The organism is Actinomadura chokoriensis (genome assembly GCF_041463665.1).
Taxonomy (GTDB): domain Bacteria; phylum Actinomycetota; class Actinomycetes; order Streptosporangiales; family Streptosporangiaceae; genus Spirillospora; species Spirillospora chokoriensis_A.
This window is the reverse complement of sequence record NZ_JAXCEJ010000032.1, coordinates 1-18,249: the sequence shown is the minus strand read 5'-3', so window position 1 is coordinate 18,249 and position 18,249 is coordinate 1. Positions and strand designations below refer to the sequence as shown.

Here is an 18,249-nt window from a genome sequence, read left to right as displayed (position 1 = left end):
GAACCTTACGCACTGATCGAAGTCACTGCAGTGACTTGGGGGCTAGATGTGGCGCCCACGTCGCGGAGGAGTGAGCGGCGAAGCGGTCGGTGGCCTCGACCAGGCGGGCGCGCGTGCCTGGCTCGGAGCCGCCGTGCCCGGCGTCCTCGACGATGTGGAACTCCGCCTCGGGCCACGCCCGGTGCAGATCCCACGCCTGGTCCGGTGGCGTCTTCATGTCGTAGCGGCCGTTGACGATCACGGCGGGGATGTGCCGGATGCGGTCGACGCCCGCGAGCAGCCCCTCCTCCGGGAGGAAGCCGCGGTTGGAGATGTAGTGGTGGGTGATGCGGGCGAACGCAAGGACGGTGGCGTCGTCCAGGTCCGGCGGCGGGACGGGCAGCAGCGTGTTGGCGGACATCTCCCAGGCCATCCAGGCACGGGCGGCGGGGACGTGCACGGCCGGGTCCGGATCGCCGATCCGGCGGCCGTAGGCGGCGAGCAGGTCGTCCCGCTCGGCGGGCGGGATCGCGTCCCGGAACTCCGCCCACTCGGCCGGGAAGAGGTGCGCCGCGCCGGTCGGGGTGAACCCCCACGCCTCGTCGGGCGGGCGCACGAGGTAGACGCCGCGCAGCACGATCTCGGTGACGCGCTCCGGGTGCGCCTGCGCGTAGGCGAGCGCGAGGGTGCTGCCCCAGCTCCCGCCGAACACGAGCCACCGGTCCACGCCGAGGTGCTCGCGCAGCCGCTCGATGTCGTCCACCAGGCGCGCCGTGACGTTGTGCTCCAGCGACACGGACGGGTCGCCGGCGTGCGGGAGGCTCCGCCCGCAGCCCCGCTGGTCGAACAGGACGATCCGGTAGGCGGCCGGGTCGAAGAACCGCCGGTTGTCGGGGAGCACGCCGCCGCCGGGGCCGCCGTGCAGGAACACCGCGGGCTTTCCGTCCGGGTTCCCGCACGTCTCCCAGTGGATCCGGTCGCCGTCGCCGACGTCCAGGAGCCCCGAGTCGTACGGCTCGATCGGCGGGTAATACTCCCTCAATGCCATGATCCAGTCATACCAGGCGAACGATCATGGTCGTCCGGTGAAGCTCGCGCCCGTCCGGCGGACCTGCGCGCTCCGGTCAGAGCTGGGCCATCGCCTTGCGGATGCGCTTGTCGGAGACGGGGAAGCGGGTCCCGAGCTGCTGGGCGAAGAGGCTGACGCGCAGTTCCTCCAGCATCCAGCGGATCTGCCGGGGCGGCTCCTCCTCGCGGCGGGACGGATGCAGGCGGCGCAGCGTCTGCTCGTACTCCTGCTTCAGGACGTCGACCTGGTGCGCGAGCATCCGGTCGCGTCCCGGGTTCTCCGGGAGCTTGTCGAGCCTGATCTGGAGGGCGCGCAGGTAGCGGGGCAGGTCGGCCAGCCGCGCCCAGCCCGTCGCGGTGACGAAACCGGGCTGGATCAGCGCGCCGAGATGGCCGCGGACGTCGGTCAGCGCGGGGACGAGCGTGAGGCTCGTCGTGCCGCGCAGCCGCCGGTCGACCTCGTGGGCGTCGGCCAGGATCCGCTCGACCAGAGCGACGATCTGGGCCGTCGCGTCGTGCAGGTCGGCGCGGACGCGGTCGTACAGGACGCGGAAGCCGTCCTCGTCCCAGGCGGGCCCGCCCGCCTCGGCGATGAGCCGGTCGGCGGCGGCGGTGACGCAGTCGTCGAACAGCGCCGCGACGGAGCCGTGCGGGTTGTGGCTGAGCGCCAGCTTGCCCTTGTTGGTCAGGCGGCCCTGGATGAGCTTGACCGGTGACGGTGCGTTCAGCAGGACCAGCCGGCGCGTTCCGAGCCACATGGCGCTGCGCTGCTCGGCCTCCGTCTCGTACATGCGGACGGCGACCGTGTCGCCCTCGTCGGTGAGCGCCGGGTACGCCTTGACGTCGTAGCCGTTCTGCTTCTGCTCGTAGGTGCGGGGCAGCTCCCCGATCGTCCACCCGGTGAGGCCGGAGCGCTCGATCGTGGACGCGGCCTTCGACAGCGTCCCGCGCACCTGGCCGGCGAGTCGGCGTTTCAGCTCGTCCAGGCCGGTGCCCTCGCCGAGGGTGCGGCCCCGGTCGTCCACGACGCGGAACGTGATGCGCAGGTGGGCGGGCAGCCGTGAGGTGTCCCACGCCTCCCGGGCGAGGGGGACGCTCGTCATCGCGGTCAGTTCGCGTTCCAGCGCGTCCAGCAGCGGCTCGGTGCGCGGCGCGACGCGGTCGAGGACCTTGCGGGCGTAGTCGGGCGCCGGGACGAAGTTCACGCGCAGCTGCTTCGGCAGCGACCGGATCAGCTCGGTGACCAGCTCGGCGCGCAGGCCCGGCACCTGCCACTCGAACCCGTCCGGACGGACCTGGTTGAGTACCTGGACGGGGATGTGCACGGTCACGCCGTCGGCGTCGGCGCCGGGCTCGAACTGGTAGGTGAGGCGCAGGCGCAGCGGGCCCTGCTTCCACACGTCCGGGTAGTCGGACTCGCTGACCCCGCCCGCGGTCTCGTTGATGAGCATCGACTTCTCGAACCCGAGCAGGTCGGGGTCGGAGTGCCGCGCCTTCTTCCACCAGGAGTCGAAGTGCCGCCCCGAGACGACGTCCTCGGGGATCCGCTCGTCGTAGAAGTCGAAGAGGGTCTCGTCGTCGACCAGGATGTCGCGGCGCCGGGCGCGGTGCTCCAGCTCCTCGACCTCGTCCAGCAGGGCGCGGTTGTCGTGGAAGAAGCGGTGGCGGGTCTCCCAGTCGCCCTCGACCAGCGCGTGCCGGATGAACAGCTCGCGGGACAGCGCCGGGTCGATGCGGCCGTAGTTGACGGGGCGGTCGGCGACGATCGGCACCCCGTAGAGGGTGACCTTCTCGCGCGCCATCACCGCCGCCTGCTTCTTCGACCAGTGCGGCTCGCTGTAGGCGCGCTTGACGAGGTGCTGCGCGAGCGGCTCGATCCAGTCGGGCTCGATCTTGGCGTTGACCCGTCCCCAGAGCCGGGACGTCTCGACCAGCTCCGCCGACATGACCCAGCGCGGCGGCTTCTTGAACAGCGAGGATCCGGGGAACACGGCGAACCGGGCGCCGCGCGCGCCGAGGTACTCCTGGCCCCGGCGCTGCTTGTCCTTCTTCTCGGCGTCGATGAGCCCGATGTGCGACAGGAGGCCCGCGAGCAGCGAGGTGTGGATGCGGTCGGGCGGCGCGTCGGCGGTGTTGAGCGTGACGCCGAGCGACTTGGCGACCTGCTTGAGCTGGCCGTGCAGGTCCTGCCATTCCCGGACGCGCAGGAAGTGCAGGAACTCGTTCTTGCACATCCGGCGGAACGCGCTGCCCGACAGCTCCTTCTGCTGCTCGCGCAGGTAGTTCCACAGGTTCAGGTAGGCGAGGAAGTCGGAGGTGGGGTCGGCGAACCGGCGGTGCCTGTCGTCGGCCGCCTGCTGGTGTTCGGCCGGACGTTCGCGCGGGTCCTGGATGGACAGCGCCGACGCGATGACGAGGACCTCGCGCACGCAGCCGTTCCTGTCGGCCTCCAGCACCATGCGGGCGAGCCGCGGGTCGACGGGAAGCTGGGCGAGGCGGCGGCCGAGCGGGGTGAGGCGCTTGCGCGGGTCCTTCTCGGCCGGGTCGATCGCGCCCAGCTCGTGCAGCAGGTCGACGCCGGCCTTGACGTTGCGGCGGTCCGGCGGCTCCACGAACGGGAACGCGGCGATGTCGCCGAGGCCGAGCGAGGTCATCTGCAGGATGACCGACGCGAGGTTCGTGCGCAGGATCTCCGGGTCGGTGAACTCCGGGCGGGACTCGAAGTCCTCCTCGGAGTACAGCCGGATGCACACGCCCTCGGAGACGCGTCCGCAGCGTCCCTTGCGCTGGTTCGCCGAGGCCTGCGACACCGGCTCGATCGGGAGCCGCTGCACCTTCAGCCGGTGGCTGTAGCGGGAGATGCGGGCGGTGCCGGGGTCGACGACGTACTTGATGCCGGGAACGGTCAGCGACGTCTCGGCCACGTTCGTGGCGAGCACGACGCGCCGCCCGCGGTGCGGCTGGAACACCCGGTGCTGCTCGGCGGCCGACAGCCGCGCGTACAGCGGCAGCACCTCGGTGGCGCTCTTGCGCCGCGTGAAGTGCTTGGTCAGCGCGTCGGCGGTGTCGCGGATCTCCCGCTCGCCGCTGAGGAACACCAGCACGTCGCCCGGAGCCTCGCGGCCCAGCTCGTCCACCGCGTCGGTGATCGCCTGGATCTGGTCGCGGTCGGGGTCGGCGGACGGGTCGTCGGGGTCGGTGACGGGCCGGTACCGGACCTCCACCGGATAGGTGCGCCCCGACACCTCCACGATGGGCGCGTTCCCGAAGTGCTGCGAGAACCGCTCGGGGTCGATCGTCGCCGAGGTGATGATCACCTTGAGGTCGGGACGCCGCGGCAGGATCTCCTTGACGTAGCCGAGCAGGAAGTCGATGTTGAGGCTGCGCTCGTGCGCCTCGTCGATGATCAGCGTGTCGTACTGGCGGAGCAGCCGGTCGGTCTGGATCTCGGCGAGCAGGATGCCGTCGGTCATCAGCTTGACGAGCGTGTCGTCGCTGGACCGGTCGGTGAAGCGCACCTTGTAGCCGACGGCGTCGCCGAGCCCGGTGCCGAGCTCCTCGGCGATGCGGTCGGCGACCGTCCGCGCCGCCAGCCGCCGCGGTTGGGTGTGCCCGATCGAGCCGAGCACGCCCCGGCCCAGCTCCAGGCAGATCTTGGGGATCTGGGTGGTCTTGCCGGACCCCGTCTCGCCCGCGACGATCACGACCTGGTGGTCGCGGACCGCATCGAGGATGTCGTCCTTCTTCTGCGCGACGGGCAGCTCGGTCGGGTAGGTGATCGCGGGCACGGCGAGGCGCCGCCGCTCGACGCGCCGCTCGGCGGCCTCGACGTCGGCGGTGATCTCCTCGGCGGCCTTCGCGCGGCGCGCGGCGTCCCGCGTCTTCTGCACACCGTCGATCCGGCGGCGCAGCCGGTGCTGGTCGCGCAGCATCAGCTGTGGCAGGCGCGCGCGCAGGCCGGCGAGCGGCGATTCCAAACTCGTCCCCATAACCATCGACAAGGATAAGGTTCCGGGCCCCCGGTCCCGCTCACCCCACAAACCTTCGCACCGTAGCCGGAACGCCCCATGCGACGCGATCCATTTTCCGGCGGCTACAACGCTCCCTGCCCTGGCCGCATTCCGCGCCGGGGCCGCCGCCGGACGCCGCGCCGGCCCCGGGGCGCGGTCAGCCCGCGCCGTAGACGGGCTCGGGCGCGGGGGCCTTCGCCAGGAGGTCCTTGACGACGTCGCCGACCTCGGCCGGTTCCCACTTGGCGCCCTTGTCGGCCGTGGGGCCGTGCCGGAAGGCGTCCATCACGCAGATCTTGCCGCCCTCGGCTTCGAAGACCCGGCCCGTCACGTCGCGGGACCCGGCCGATCCGAGCCAGACGACGAGCGGCGAGACGTTCTCGGGTGCCATCGCGTCGAACTCGCCCTCCGCGGGGGCCGCCATCGTCTGCGCGAAGACCTCCTCGGTCATCCGGGTGCGGGCTGCGGGCGCGATCGCGTTGACGGTCACGCCGTAGCGGCCGAGTTCGGCGGACGCGACGAGGGTCAGCCCGACGATCCCGGCCTTGGCGGCGGAGTAGTTGCCCTGGCCGACGCTGCCGAGCAGCCCGGCGCCGGAGGAGGTGTTGATGACGCGGGCGTCGACGGGCCGGCCCGCCTTGCTCTCGGCGCGCCAGTGGCGTCCGGCGTGCTTGAGCGGCAGGAAGTGGCCCTTGAGGTGGACGCGCATGACGGCGTCCCACTCGTCCTCGCCCAGGTTGATCAGCATGCGGTCGCGCAGGAACCCGGCGTTGTTGACGAGGACGTCCAGCCGCCCGAACGCGTCGATCGCCGCGGCGACCAGTGCGGCGGCGCCCTCGTCGGTGGCGATGTCATCGGTGCTGGCGACCGCCCTGCCGCCGAGCGCCTCGATCTCCCGGACGACGTCGTGCGCGGGCCCCCCGGAGGCGTCGCCGGTGCCGTCCCGCGCCACGCCCAGGTCGTTGACGACGACGAGGGCGCCCTCGCGGGCGAACTCCAGCGCGTGCGCGCGGCCGAGCCCGCGTCCGGCGCCGGTGACGGCGACCACCCGGTCCTTGCAGATCATCGCGATTCCTCCTTGTTGACGGTGGCGGCGTCCAGGAAGGCGGGGCGCTCTCCCCCGCCGTGGACCAGCATCGACGCGCCGGTGACGTAGGACGCCAGGTCGGATGCCAGGAAGGCGCAGGCGGTGCCGATCTCGTAGGGGTCGGCGAGCCGGCCGAGCGGGACGGTCCGCCCGATCGCGGCGACGCCGTCCTCGTCCCCGTAGTGCAGGTGCGCCAGTTCGGTGCGGACCATCCCGAGGATCAGCGTGTTGACCCGGATGTGCGGCGCCCACTCGACGGCCAGGGACTGGGTCAGGCCGTGCAGGCCGGCCTTCGCGGCGCCGTAGGCGGAGGTGCCGGGCGAGGGCCGCACCCCGCTCACGCTCCCGATGTTGATGACCGAGCCGCCGCCCGCCTCCAGGATCTTCGGCTGGAGCACCCGGGCCATGATCAGCGCGGAGGTCAGGTTCAGCTCAATGATCTTGAGATGGGTGCGCAGCTCGCCCTCGGCGAGCGGCAGGTAAGGACCGCCGCCCGCGTTGTTGACCAGCACGTCGACGCGGTCCAGCCCGTCGGCGAACGCCTGCGCGGCGTCCGGGTCGCGCACGTCCAGCGACGCGAACCGCGCCGTCCGCCCGCCCGCCTCGGGCAGCGAATCGGGCTCGCGCCGGGCGACCGCGACGACGTCGGCGCCCGCCTCCAGCAGGGCGCGGCTGATCCCGGCCCCGACCCCGCGCACGCCGCCGGTGACCACGGCGGTCCTGCCGGCCAGGTCGAGCGTCAGTGACATTCCGCCTCCTCTGTGCACCTCTGCTACCTTCTGTTCTAACAAATGTTTGGTGGAAAGGTAGCGCATGGGAGTCTCCACCACGACCCTGGACGGGGTCGCCGAGATCGTCGTGGACGCGCCGCCGGTCAACGCACTGACCGTCGCGGGCTGGTACGAGCTGGCCGACGCGGTGCTCGCGGCGGGCCGCGACCCCGAGGTCGGCGCGGTCGTGCTCCGGGCCGAGGGCCGGGGCTTCAACGCGGGCGTCGACATCAAGGAGATGCAGAACAGCGAGGGCCACACCGCCCTCGTCGGCGCGAACCGCGGCTGTTACGCGGCGTTCGCGGCCGTCTACGACTGCGAGGTCCCGGTCGTCGCCGCGGTCCACGGCTTCTGCCTGGGCGGCGGGATCGGGCTGGCCGGCAACGCCGACATCGTGATCGCCTCGCAGGACGCCTACTTCGGCCTGCCGGAGGTGGACCGGGGCGCCCTCGGCGCCGCGACCCATCTGGCCCGGCTCGTCCCGCAGCACCTGATGCGCGCGATGGTCTACACGTGCCGCAGCGTCACGGCGGAGGAGCTGCACCACCACGGCTCGGTGCTGGAGGTCGTCCCGGCGGACGAGCTGCGCGCCAAGGCCATGGAGGTCGCCGCGAACATCGCCGCCAAGGACCGCTACGTCATCCGGCGGGCCAAGGAGTCGCTGAACGGCATCGACCCGATCGACGTCAAGCGCAGCTACCGCTACGAGCAGGGCTTCACCTTCGAGCTCAACCTGGTCGGCGCCGGCGACGAGCACCGTGACGCCTTCGTCGCGAAGGGGGCGAAATGAGCAGCAAGGTGATGTCGCCGGACGAGGTCGCCGCCTCGCTGGAGAGCGGCATGACGGTCGGGATCGGCGGCTGGGGGTCGCGGCGCAAGCCGATGGCCCTCGTCCGCGCCATCCTCCGCTCCCCCGTCACCGACCTGACGGTGGTGACGTACGGGGGCCCGGACGTGGGGCTGCTGTGCGCGGCCGGCAAGATCCGGCGGCTGGTCACCGCGTTCGTGACAATGGACTCGATCCCGCTGGAGCCGCACTTCCGGCAGGCGCGGGAGTCCGGGACGATCGAGCTGACCGAGTACGACGAGGGCATGTTCATGTTCGGGCTGTACGCGGCGGCGCACGGCCTGCCGTTCCTGCCCACCCCGGTCGGGCTCGGCTCGGACGTCCTGAAGGTCAACCCGGAGCTGAGGACGATCCGGTCGCCGTACGAGGACGCGACCGAGCTCGTCGCCGTCCCGGCCCTCAAGATGGACGTGGCGCTGGTCCACATGAACCGTGCGGACGCGCGCGGCAACGCCCAGTACCTCGGCCCCGACCCCTACATGGACGACCTGTTCGCCAAGGCCGCCGGCCGCACGTACGTATCGTGCGAGCGGCTCGTCGACACGGCCGACTTCGCCAAGGAGGGGCCGGTGCAGTCGATGCTGATCAGCCGGTCGCACGTCGCGGGCGTCGTCGAGACGCCGAACGGGGCGCACTTCACCGACTGCGTGCCCGACTTCGGGCGGGACGAGAAGTTCCAGAGGCTCTACGCGCAGTCGGCGGCCGACCCGGAGAAGTGGGCGGCGTTCACCGGCCGGTTCCTGTCCGGCGACGAGGCCGCCTACCAGGACGCCGTCCGGGTCTGGCGGGAGGAGAACCGATGAGCGACATCACGCGTGCGGAGGTGTGCGCGGCGGCGTGCGCCGACCTGTTCCGGGGCGACGGGGAAATCGTCGCGGCGGCGGTGGCCGGGTTCGTGCCGATGCTGGGGTCCCGGCTGGCGCGGTCCACGTTCGCGCCCGACCTGCTGACCACCGACGGCGGGCCGTCGCTCAGCGCCGAGCCGGTGCCGCTCGGCTCGTCCGCGGCGACGGTCGAGGGCTGGCTGCCGTTCCGCGACCACCTGTGGCTCGTCCTGAACGGGCGGCGGCACGTGGTGATGGGGCCGAGCCAGATCGACGCGCACGGCAACACCAACATCTCGTGCATCGGCGACTGGGAGCGGCCCGCCCGGCAGCTCCTCGGGGTGCGCGGCGGGCCCGGCAACACGTTGCTGAACCCGACGAGCTACTGGGTGCCGAAGCACTCGACGCGGGTGTTCACCGAGAAGGTCGACATGGTCAGCGGCGTCGGCTGGGACCGGGGCGCGCACGAGATCCGCGCCGTGGTGACCAACCTCGCGGTCCTCGACTTCGACACCCCGGACCGGCGGATGCGGCTGCGCTCCGTCCACCCGGGCGTGAGCGCCGAGGACGTGGTGGCCGCCACCGGCTTCGAGCTCGCCGTCCCGGACGAGGTGCCCGAGACGCGGCTGCCGGACGACACCGAACTGCGGATCATGCGCGAGGTGCTCGACCCGAAGGGCCTGCGCGAGCGGGAGGTCCCGTCCTGATGGAGCAGGTGCTCGATACACCGCTGACCCGGCTCACGGGCGTGCGGCACCCGGTCGTCCAGACCGGCATGGGATGGGTGGCCGGACCGAAGCTCGTGACGGCCGTGGCGAACGCCGGCGGGCTCGGGATCCTCGCGTCGGCGACGATGACCCTGGACCAGCTCGCGGACGCGATCCGCGAGGTCAAGGAGCGCACGGACGCTCCGTTCGGGGTCAACCTGCGGGCCGACGCCGGGGACGCGGGCGACCGCATCGACCTCCTGATCAAGGAGGGCGTGAAGGTCGCCTCGTTCGCGCTGGCCCCGAAGAAGGAGCTGATCGCCAAGCTGAAGGACGCCGGGCTCGTCGTGATCCCGTCCGTCGGCGCGCGGCGGCACGCGGAGAAGGTCGCCGGCTGGGGCGCCGACGCCGTGCTCGTCCAGGGCGGCGAGGGCGGCGGCCACACCGGCGCCGTCGCCACCACCCTGCTGCTGCCGCAGGTCGTGGACGCGGTCGACATCCCGGTCATCGCGGCCGGCGGCTTCTTCGACGGGCGCGGCCTCGCCGCCGCGCTCGCCTACGGGGCGGCCGGCGTCGCGATGGGCACCCGCTTCCTGCTGACCTCCGACAGTTCGGTGCCGGACTCGGTCAAGCAGGTCTACCTGAAGACCGGCGAGACCGTGGTGACGCGGCAGGTGGACGGCATGCCGCACCGGGTGCTGCGCAGCGAGCTGGTCGACACCCTGGAGAGCTCCGGCCGCGTCGGCGGGCTCGTCCGGGCGGTGCGCAACGGCGCCCGGTTCAAGAAGCTGTCCGGGATGTCGTGGCGCGCGATGATCGCCGACGGGAAGGCGATGAAGCACGGCAAGGACCTGTCGTGGTCGCAGGTGCTGATGGCGGCCAACACGCCGATGCTGCTGAAGGCTGCCATGGTGGACGGGCGCCCCGACCTCGGCGTGATGGCGTCCGGCCAGGTGGTCGGCGTCATCGACGACCTGCCCACCTGCGGTGAGCTGATCGACGGCATCGTGAAGCAGACCGCCGACGCGATCGCCGCGCAGGGCTCGTGCCTGGTGCGCCCGGCGGAGTGACCCGGCCGTTCCGAGGGACCCGGCCGGGTCAGGGAACGCGGCCGGGTCAGGGAACGCGGCCGACCGCGCCGAGGTAGGTCGGCCTGGCGAAGTCGAAGTCCCCGCCGCCGCCCGGCCGCCAGTCCTCGACGGGGGTCAGGCCGGGCGGCAGCATTTCGGTGCCCGCGAACAGCGAGCCGATCTGCGCCCGGCTGCGCAGCGTGAAGTTCCCCGCCGTGGTCCGGCTGTAGACGCCGTCGACCTCCGCGAGCTCCTCGTCGTGCCCCTCGCCCGGGAAGACGTGCGAGATGACCAGGTGGCTTCCGGACGGCAGGCCCTCGCACAGCCGGCCGACGATCCGCGCGGCCTCCGCGTCGTCGGAGATGAACTGCACGATGGCGCACAGGATCAGGGCGACCGGCTGGTCGAAGTCGATCCGGGTGCGCAGCGCGGGGTCGGCGAGCAGCGCGTCCGGGTCGCGCAGGTCGCCCTCCAGAACCGTGGTCTGCGGGTTGTCCGCGAGGAGCGCCCGCGCGTGGACGAGCACGATCGGGTCGCTGTCGACGTAGACGATCTGCGCGTCGGGTGCGCTGCGCAGCACGACCTGGTGCACGTTCTCCTGGGTGGGCAGGCCGGTGCCGATGTCGAGGAACTGCCGGATGCCCAGCTCCGCCAGCATTCCCACGGCCCGGCCGAGAAAGGCGCGGTTGGCGCGGGCCGCCAGCCTGACGTCGTTGCCGACCTCCCTGCTGATGGTGATGACCCGGTCCGCGGCCTCCCGGTCGGCGAGGTAGTTGTCCTTGCCGCCCAGGTAGTAGTCGTACATCCGCGCGACGCTCGGCACGCTCGGGTCGACGCCCGCCGGCACCCGCTCGTCACTGCTCACATGTCCACCTCTCTCGACTGCCCAGAGAGATCGAATCATAGGAAAGGCCCTTCCGATCACCTTTCCGATCATCCGGTCAGCGGGATTCTCCCGCGCCGAGTCCGCGCGTGCGGACGCGGGGACGCGGGGACCGCGGCCCGGTCAGTCCTCCAGCAGGCGGCGGCCGATGATCATCTTCTGGATGTCCGCGGTGCCCTCGCCGATCAGCAGCATCGGGGCCTCCCGGTAGAGGCGCTCGACCTCGTACTCCTTGGAGTAGGCGTAGCCGCCGTGGATGCGGAACGCGTCCTCCACGACCTCCTTGCAGTACTCGCTGGCCAGGTACTTCGCCATGCCGGCCTCGAGGTCGTTGCGCTCGCCGGAGTCCTTGCGCCGCGCCGCCATCACCATCATCTGGTGGGCGGCCTCGACCTTGGTGGCCATCTCTGCCAGGCGGAACAGGACGGCCTGGTGCTCGGCGATGGGCCTGCCGAACGTCTCGCGTTGCCGCGCGTAGCCGAGGGCCAGCTCGTAGGCGCGCTTCGCGACGCCGCACCCGCGCGCCGCCACGTTGACGCGGCCCACCTCGACGCCGTCCATCATCTGGTAGAAGCCCCGGCCCGGTGTGCCGCCGAGGATCCGCGCCGACGGGACGCGGTACGCGTCGAAGATCAGCTCGGTGGTGTCGACGCCCTTGTAGCCCATCTTCTCGATCTTGCCGGGGACGGTGAGGCCGGGCGCGACCTCACCGTAGCCGGGGGTCTTGTCGATGAGGAACGTGGTCATGCCCCGGTGGCCCGCTTCGGGGTCGGTCTTGACGAGCGTCGCGACGAGGTTGGCCGAGCCGCCGTTCGTCAGCCACATCTTCTGGCCGTCGATCACGTAGTCGTCGCCGTCCGGGACGGCGCGGGTCGTGATCGCGGACACGTCGGAGCCGCAGCCGGGCTCCGACATCGAGAACGCGCCCCGGATCTCCCCCGTGGCCATCTTCGGCAGGTAGTGCGCCCGCTGTTCGGCCGTCCCGTGGTGGGTGATCATCCAGGCGACGATGAAGTGGGTGTTGACGATGCCGGACACGCTCATCCAGCCGCGCGACAGCTCCTCCACGACCAGCGCGTACGTGAGCAGCGACGCGCCGAGCCCGCCGTGCTCCTCGCCGATCATCAGGCCGAAGAGCCCGAGGTCCTTCATGCCGTCCACGATCGCCTGCGGGTACTCGTCGGCGTGCTCCAGGGCGGTCGCGACAGGAAGGATCTCCTTGTCGACGAACGCGCGGACCGTCGCGATGATCTCCCGCTGCTCGTCCGACAGCCCGTGCGTCTGCTGCAGCCTGCTCACTCCCGCTCCTCCGGCCGGCCCCACCGAAATTTTTTATACGATACGGCGGCCCGCGGGCGGCATCACCCCGGCGGGGTATCCCAGAAGCCCTGTGCCTCCAGGTGGACGGCCAGGAGCGTGCCCGCGTGCCGGATGTGGGCGCGCATCGCCTGCCGCGCGGCTCCCGCGTCCCCGGCCCGCAGCGCCGCGAGGACGAGATGGTGGTCGTCGACCGACGCGCGGGTCCAGCCGTCGATGCTCGCGTAGAACCTGCGCGGCGCGTAGCGGACCGCGGTCTGCAGCAGCCAGGCCAGCTTCGGGGCCCCGGCGCACAGGTTGATCAGCCGGTGGAACTGGTGGTTGGCGCGTTCGACGCCGGCCGAGTCGCCGGCCTCGAACGCCTCCTCCAGCAGCGTCTGCGTCCGGGCGAGGGAGTCCAGCTCCGGCTCGGTGAGCTTGCCGGCGGCGCGGGCCGCAAGCTCGCCGGCGAAGTAGGCCTGGGCCTCGAACAGGTCCTGGACGTCCTGCCGGGCCAGCGGCGCCGGCATGAACCCGCGCCGCGGCTCCAGGGTGACGAAGCCCTCGCCGCGCAGCGAGAGCAGGGCCTCCCGGACGGGGGTGACGCTGATCCCGAGGTCCTCGGCGATCCGCTCCAGGCGGAGGAACTCGCCGTGCCTCACCTGTCCCGACATGATGAGGTCGCGGACGTGGGCGGCCACCTCGTCGCTCAGCTGGCGGCGTCTGCCGAGGGCCGGGCCGCCGGAACGGGCAACGGTCATCGTCTCCCCCGTGCGCGTGCGCGGGTCGGGTGTGTGTATTTTCAAATCAAATATATGAGAGATCGCCCGGTGCGGGAGGAGGCGGAGCCGCCGTGTTCACGCTCAGCGACGAGGAGCGCGCCATCGTCGAGGTCGTCGCGGACTTCGTCGACAGGGAGGTCCGCCCGATCGCCCGGGACCTGGAGCACGCGGGAGCCTACCCCGGCCGCCTCATCGACCGGATGAAGGAACTCGGGGTCTACGGGCTCGCGGTGCCCGAGCCGTACGGCGAGTCCGCCGTGTCGAAGGCGTGCTACGCGCTCGTCACCGAGGAGCTGGCGCGCGGCTGGATGACCATCGCGGGCGCGTTCGGCGGCCACACCGTCGTCTCGCACCTGCTCGCCGTGTTCGGCACCGAGGAGCAGAAGGCCCGCTACCTCCCGCGCATGGCGACCGGCGAGCTGCGCGCCACGATGGCGCTCACCGAGCCGTCCGGCGGCTCCGACCTGCAGGCGATGGGCACGACCGCGCGGCGGGACGGCGACCGGTACATCGTCGACGGCGCCAAGATGTGGATCACCAACGCCCGGATGTCGGGCCTCATCGCGCTGATGTGCAAGACGGACCCGCGGGCGTCCCCGCGGCACCGGGGCATCAGCATCCTGCTGGTCGAGCACGGCCCCGGCCTGACCGTCTCCCGCGACCTGCCGAAGCTCGGCTACAAGGGCGTGGAGAGCTGCGAGCTGTCCTTCGACGGTTACGAGGCGCCGCTCGACGCGCTGCTCGGCGGCGAGGAGGGACGCGGCTTCGCCCAGATGATGCGCGGTCTCGAAGTGGGCCGCATCCAGGTCGCGGCTCGCGCCCTCGGCGTCGGACGCGCCGCCCTTGAGGACTCCCTCCGCTACGCCCAGGAGCGCGAGGCGTTCGGCAAGCCGATCTGGCAGCACCAGTCGATCGGCAACTACCTGGCCGACATGGCGACGCGGCTGCGCGCCGCGCGGCTGCTCACCCTCGACGCCGCCCACCGCCTCGACGCGGGCGAGCGCTGTGACATGGAGGCGGGCATGGCCAAGCTGTACGCGTCGGAGGCGGCCATGCAGATCACGCTCGACGCGGTCCGCATCCACGGCGCGGCCGGCTACTCCACCGAGTTCGACATCGAGCGCTACTTCCGCGACGCCCCGCTGATGATCGTCGGCGAGGGGACGAACGAGATCCAGCGCAACGTGATCGTCAGGCAGCTCGTCGAGCGGAACCGGATCTAGGGCGCGGACGCCGGGTCCTCGCCGGCGCGGATCCAGTCGAACGTCCGCTCCACCGCGCGTTTCCAGTTGCCGTACTCGGCGTCGCGCCGCGCCGGCTCCATCGCCGGGACCCAGCGGGCGGCCCGGTGCCAGTTGCGCCGCAGCCCCTCGAGCCCCGACCAGTAGCCGACGGCGAGCCCGGCGGCGTAGGCGGCGCCGAGCGACACCGTCTCGACCACCATCGGCCGCTCCACCGGCACGTTCAGCACGTCCGCGACCATCTGCATGACGAGGTTGTCGGACGTCATGCCGCCGTCGGCCTTCAACTCCTTCAGGCCGAGCCCGGAGTCGGCGTTCATCGCGTCCACGACCTCGCGGGTCTGCCAGCCGGTCGCCTCCAGCACGGCCCGCGCCAGGTGGCCCTTCGTGATGTAGGACGTGAGGCCGACGATGACGCCGCGCGCCTCGCTGCGCCAGTGCGGGGCGAACAGCCCGGAGAACGCGGGGACGATGTAGCAGCCGCCGTTGTCGTCGACCGACCGGGCCAGGGTCTCGATCTCCGGCGCGGTGGTGATCAGCCCTAGGCCGTCCCGGAACCACTGGACGAGCGCGCCGGTGATCGCGATCGAGCCTTCGAGCGCGTACACGGCGGGCTCGTCGCCGATCTTGTAGCCGACGGTGGTGAGCAGCCCGTTGTCGGACTTCACCGGCGCGGTGCCTGTGTTCATCAGCAGGAACGCGCCCGTCCCGTAGGTGCACTTGGTCTCGCCGGGGGCGAAGCACGCCTGTCCGAACAGGGCGGCCTGCTGGTCGCCGAGGGCGGCGCCGATCCGCACCCCGGGGAACACGCGGCGGGCCGTCCCGTAGGTCTCGGTGGACGACCTGATCTCCGGCAGCATCGCCCGCGGCACGCCGAAGAAGCGGAGCAGGCCGTCGTCCCAGCTCAGCGCGCGCAGGTCCATCAGCAGGGTGCGGCCGGCGTTGGTCACGTCCGTGACGTGGACGCCGCCGTCCACGCCGCCGCTGAGGTTCCAGATCAGCCAGCTCTCCATCGTGCCGAACAGGACCTCGCCGCGCTCGGCGCGCTCCCGCAGGCCGGGCGTGTGGTCGAGGAGCCAGCGGATGCGCGGCGCGGAGAAGTAGGTGGCGAGGGGCAGCCCGCTGCGCTCGGCGACCAGCGCGGCGCCGGGGGCACGGCCGAGCTCGTCCACCAGGGCGCCGGTGCGCAGGTCCTGCCACACGATGGCGCGGCCGATCGGGACGCCGGTCAGCCGGTCCCACAGGACGGTCGTCTCCCGCTGGTTGGCGATCCCGACGGCGGCGACCTGGTTCACGGTCACGCCCGCCTGGGCGAGCGCTTCCGGAGCGATCCGTTCAAGGTTGCGCCAGATCTCCACCGGGTCGTGCTCGACCCAGCCGGGCCTCGGGAAGTACTGCCGGTGCTCGCGCTGCGCCACCGACACCAGCCGGCCGCCGTGGTCGAACAGGATGCACCGCGTCGAGGTCGTGCCCTGGTCGATCGACATCACGTAACGTTCCGTCACGATCGGCCTCCCGCCCTTGGCAGCGCCTCCCGGTGGCCGGCACCGGACGGGGGCGGCGGCGCGCCGGGATCACCAGCGAGAGCCGCCGAGGTCCCGGGAGACGGCGCGGGCCGCATCCCGCACGAACGCCACGAGCCGCGGCTCGGGGAGGCGGCGGGGGTCGCAGATCCGCTCCACCGCGCCCGAGATCCCGATGGCCCCGACCACCAGTCCGCCGTGGCCGCGGATCGGCGCGGCGATGCCGGCCTCGCCGATCGACAGCTCCTCGGTCTCGGCGGCCCACCCGTTCTCCCGCACGCGGGTGGCGGCCCGTGCGAGCTCGCGCGGATCGGTGATGGTGCGCCGGCAGTAGGACTCGAGGACGGTGTCGCGGATGGACGCCGCCGCGTTGGCGTCATGGGCGAGCAGCGCCTTGCCGAGGGCGGTGGCGTGCAGCGGCAGCAGCGAGCCGACGTCCATCGCCTGAAGCGTGTCGTCGGGGCGGAACACGTGGTGGACGACCAGGACCTTGCCCTCCAGCAGCGTCCCGATCCGGACGGCCTCACCGCTCCGTGAGGCGAGCGCGTCGGCCCAGTTGATGGCGCGGGAGCGCAGCTCGTTGACGTCCAGGTAGCTGGTGCCGAGATGAAGCAGCGCGGCGCCGAGCTGGTACTTGCCGGTGCCGCCGTCCTGCTCGACGAAGCCGACGCGCTCCAGGGTGCGCAGGATGCCGTGCGCCGTGCCGCGGGCGAGGCCCAGGGAACTGGCGATCTCGCCGACCCCGAGGCGGCCCGAACTCGCGGCGAGCAGGCGCAGGATCGCGGCGGCCCGCTCGATCGATTGCACAGGTCCGGGCATGGATCCGATGGTAGTTCGCCCGGCAGGTTGCCGACAATGTCGGCAGTCGTCGTAATCGTCGTTGTTTGCGCCCCGAACTGCCCCGATTCTGTGATCTGGTGCACAGACTGGAGGGTAACCGGCGCCGGGCATCGGGGAAAGTGTTCGACATTGTCGGCACGCTCCCGTTGTCGTCCGTTCCGTCCCGACTTACGGTCCGACCAGCCTCACAAGGGCTCGTCCCCCTGCCTTCCGAGGAGTCCGCATGACGGAACCAACCGCGGAACCAACCGCGGAACGAACCGCGGAACGACCCAGAATCCCCGCGCTCGCCGGTGAGCTCGCGGCCGAGTTCGCCGGCACCATGATCCTCATCCTGTTCGGCGTCGGCGTCGTCGCGCAGGTCGCCGGCGGCGGAATCGGCGACCACGACAGCATCGCCTGGGCCTGGGGCCTCGGTGTCACGCTCGGCGTCTACGTCGCCGCGCGGATCAGCGGCGCCCATCTCAACCCCGCCGTCACCGTCGCCCTGGCCGTGTTCCGGGAGTTCGCCTGGCGCAGGACGGCGCCCTACATCGCCGCGCAGACCGCGGGGGCGTTCGTCGCGGCGCTGATCGTCCGCTGGAACTACAGCGAGGTGCTCGCCAAGGTCGACCCCGGCCACACCGTCAAGACGCAGGGCGTCTTCTCAACGCTGCCCGGCAACGGGACCCTCCCGGTCGGCACCTGGGGCGCGTTCCGCGACCAGGTGATCGGCACCGCCATCCTGCTCTTCGTGATCAAGGCGCTGACCGACGCGCGCAACGCCCCGCCGCTCGCCAACACCACACCGTTCATGATCGGCCTGCTGGTGGTGGCGATCGGCATGGCGTTCGGCACCGACGCCGGCTACGCGATCAACCCGGCGCGCGACTTCGGGCCCCGGCTCGCCTCGTTCCTCACCGGATACGGCGGCGCGTGGCGGGACCAGCACGGCGACCTGTACTTCTGGGTCCCGATCGTCGGGCCGCTGATCGGCGGCGTCCTCGGCGTCGGGCTCTACAAGACCCTGGTAGGACGGTTCCTGCCCGCCGGGGAGGAGCGTCCTCAGGAGATCGCCAAGCCCGAACCGCAGTACGAGACGGCTTGACCCGTCCCATCCCTTCGTCCCAGGAGACCGCGCGCATGGCCGACTTCGTCGGAGCCCTCGACCAGGGCACGACCAGCACCCGTTTCATGATCTTCGATCACGGCGGCGGGGTGGTCGCCCGCCACCAGCTGGAGCACGAGCAGATCCTGCCGCGGGCGGGCTGGGTCGAGCACAACCCGACCGAGATCTGGGAGCGGACCCGCGCCGTCGTCGAGACCACGCTGAACAAGGCGAA

Annotated in this window: 16 protein-coding genes; 7 read left to right on the top strand and 9 right to left on the bottom strand. The window is 71.8% G+C overall.

Translation table 11 applies throughout. The features are described 5' to 3' along the window. Positions 1-22: 22 nt before the first annotated feature. The 4 genes from pip to SM418_RS33685 all read right to left on the bottom strand — a co-directional run bounded on the left by pip (position 23) and on the right by SM418_RS33685 (position 6,893). Complete coding sequence (gene pip, locus SM418_RS33700) at positions 23-1,021, bottom strand: prolyl aminopeptidase (protein ID WP_371945594.1); 999 nt, start codon at positions 1,019-1,021, stop codon at positions 23-25. 82 nt (positions 1,022-1,103) lie between these two features. Further along, the gene (hrpA, locus tag SM418_RS33695) at positions 1,104-5,036 is read right to left on the bottom strand and encodes an ATP-dependent RNA helicase HrpA (protein ID WP_371945540.1); all 3,933 of its coding nucleotides are present in this window, start codon (positions 5,034-5,036) and stop codon (positions 1,104-1,106) included. Positions 5,037-5,214: 178 nt separating this feature from the next. After that, positions 5,215-6,123: an SDR family oxidoreductase gene (locus SM418_RS33690; RefSeq protein ID WP_371945539.1), complete on the bottom strand. Its 909-nt coding sequence runs from the start codon at positions 6,121-6,123 to the stop codon at positions 5,215-5,217. Then, positions 6,120-6,893, bottom strand: coding sequence for an SDR family oxidoreductase (locus SM418_RS33685; protein ID WP_371945538.1), 774 nt, complete (start codon positions 6,891-6,893; stop codon positions 6,120-6,122). The genes SM418_RS33690 and SM418_RS33685 overlap by 4 nt, the downstream gene beginning before the upstream one ends. A 64-nt stretch (positions 6,894-6,957) precedes the next feature. On the opposite strand from SM418_RS33685, the gene SM418_RS33680 reads away from it, so the two are divergent. Genes SM418_RS33680 through SM418_RS33665 form a run of 4 tightly spaced genes read left to right on the top strand, consistent with a single transcriptional unit; the run spans position 6,958 to position 10,362 of the window. Then, positions 6,958-7,704 carry an enoyl-CoA hydratase family protein gene (locus SM418_RS33680; RefSeq protein WP_371945537.1) on the top strand — a complete coding sequence of 249 codons (747 nt, stop codon included), beginning with the start codon at positions 6,958-6,960 and terminating at the stop codon, positions 7,702-7,704. Continuing rightward, a complete protein-coding gene (locus tag SM418_RS33675) occupies positions 7,701-8,564 on the top strand; it encodes a CoA transferase subunit A (protein WP_371945536.1) in 864 nt (287 codons plus the stop codon). The genes SM418_RS33680 and SM418_RS33675 overlap by 4 nt, the downstream gene beginning before the upstream one ends. After that, a complete protein-coding gene (locus SM418_RS33670) occupies positions 8,561-9,292 on the top strand; it encodes a CoA-transferase subunit beta (RefSeq protein WP_371945535.1) in 732 nt (243 codons plus the stop codon). The genes SM418_RS33675 and SM418_RS33670 overlap by 4 nt, the downstream gene beginning before the upstream one ends. Then, positions 9,292-10,362, top strand: a complete 1,071-nt coding sequence (locus SM418_RS33665) for an NAD(P)H-dependent flavin oxidoreductase (RefSeq protein WP_371945534.1) — start codon at positions 9,292-9,294, stop codon at positions 10,360-10,362. The genes SM418_RS33670 and SM418_RS33665 overlap by 1 nt, the downstream gene beginning before the upstream one ends. Positions 10,363-10,408: 46 nt before the next feature. Here the strand turns inward: SM418_RS33665 and SM418_RS33660 are convergent, their stop codons facing one another. The 3 genes from SM418_RS33660 to SM418_RS33650 form a co-directional block, all read right to left on the bottom strand. Next, positions 10,409-11,227, bottom strand: coding sequence for an SAM-dependent methyltransferase (locus SM418_RS33660; RefSeq protein WP_371945533.1), 819 nt, complete (start codon positions 11,225-11,227; stop codon positions 10,409-10,411). A gap of 141 nt (positions 11,228-11,368) precedes the next feature. Beyond that, positions 11,369-12,544, bottom strand: a complete 1,176-nt coding sequence (locus SM418_RS33655) for an acyl-CoA dehydrogenase family protein (protein ID WP_371945532.1) — start codon at positions 12,542-12,544, stop codon at positions 11,369-11,371. A gap of 62 nt (positions 12,545-12,606) precedes the next feature. Further along, a complete protein-coding gene (locus SM418_RS33650; protein ID WP_371945531.1) occupies positions 12,607-13,302 on the bottom strand; it encodes a GntR family transcriptional regulator in 696 nt (231 codons plus the stop codon). Between the two features lie 92 nt (positions 13,303-13,394). Here SM418_RS33650 and SM418_RS33645 point away from each other — a divergent pair, with 92 nt between their 5' ends. Then, on the top strand, positions 13,395-14,546 hold the full coding sequence (locus tag SM418_RS33645; RefSeq protein ID WP_371945530.1) for an acyl-CoA dehydrogenase family protein: 1,152 nt from the start codon (positions 13,395-13,397) through the stop codon (positions 14,544-14,546). Here SM418_RS33645 and glpK read toward each other — a convergent pair. After that, positions 14,543-16,069, bottom strand: coding sequence for a glycerol kinase GlpK (gene glpK / locus SM418_RS33640; protein WP_371945529.1), 1,527 nt, complete (start codon positions 16,067-16,069; stop codon positions 14,543-14,545). The genes SM418_RS33645 and glpK overlap by 4 nt on opposite strands. 69 nt (positions 16,070-16,138) lie before the next feature. After that, complete coding sequence (locus SM418_RS33635) at positions 16,139-16,906, bottom strand: IclR family transcriptional regulator (RefSeq protein WP_371945528.1); 768 nt, start codon at positions 16,904-16,906, stop codon at positions 16,139-16,141. 244 nt (positions 16,907-17,150) lie between these two features. Here SM418_RS33635 and SM418_RS33630 point away from each other — a divergent pair, with 244 nt between their 5' ends. Next, positions 17,151-18,014 carry an MIP/aquaporin family protein gene (locus SM418_RS33630; protein ID WP_371945527.1) on the top strand — a complete coding sequence of 288 codons (864 nt, stop codon included), beginning with the start codon at positions 17,151-17,153 and terminating at the stop codon, positions 18,012-18,014. A gap of 35 nt (positions 18,015-18,049) precedes the next feature. Beyond that, positions 18,050-18,249 (top strand): FGGY family carbohydrate kinase (locus tag SM418_RS33625; protein WP_371945526.1); only part of this gene is annotated, 200 nt, incomplete at its 3' end.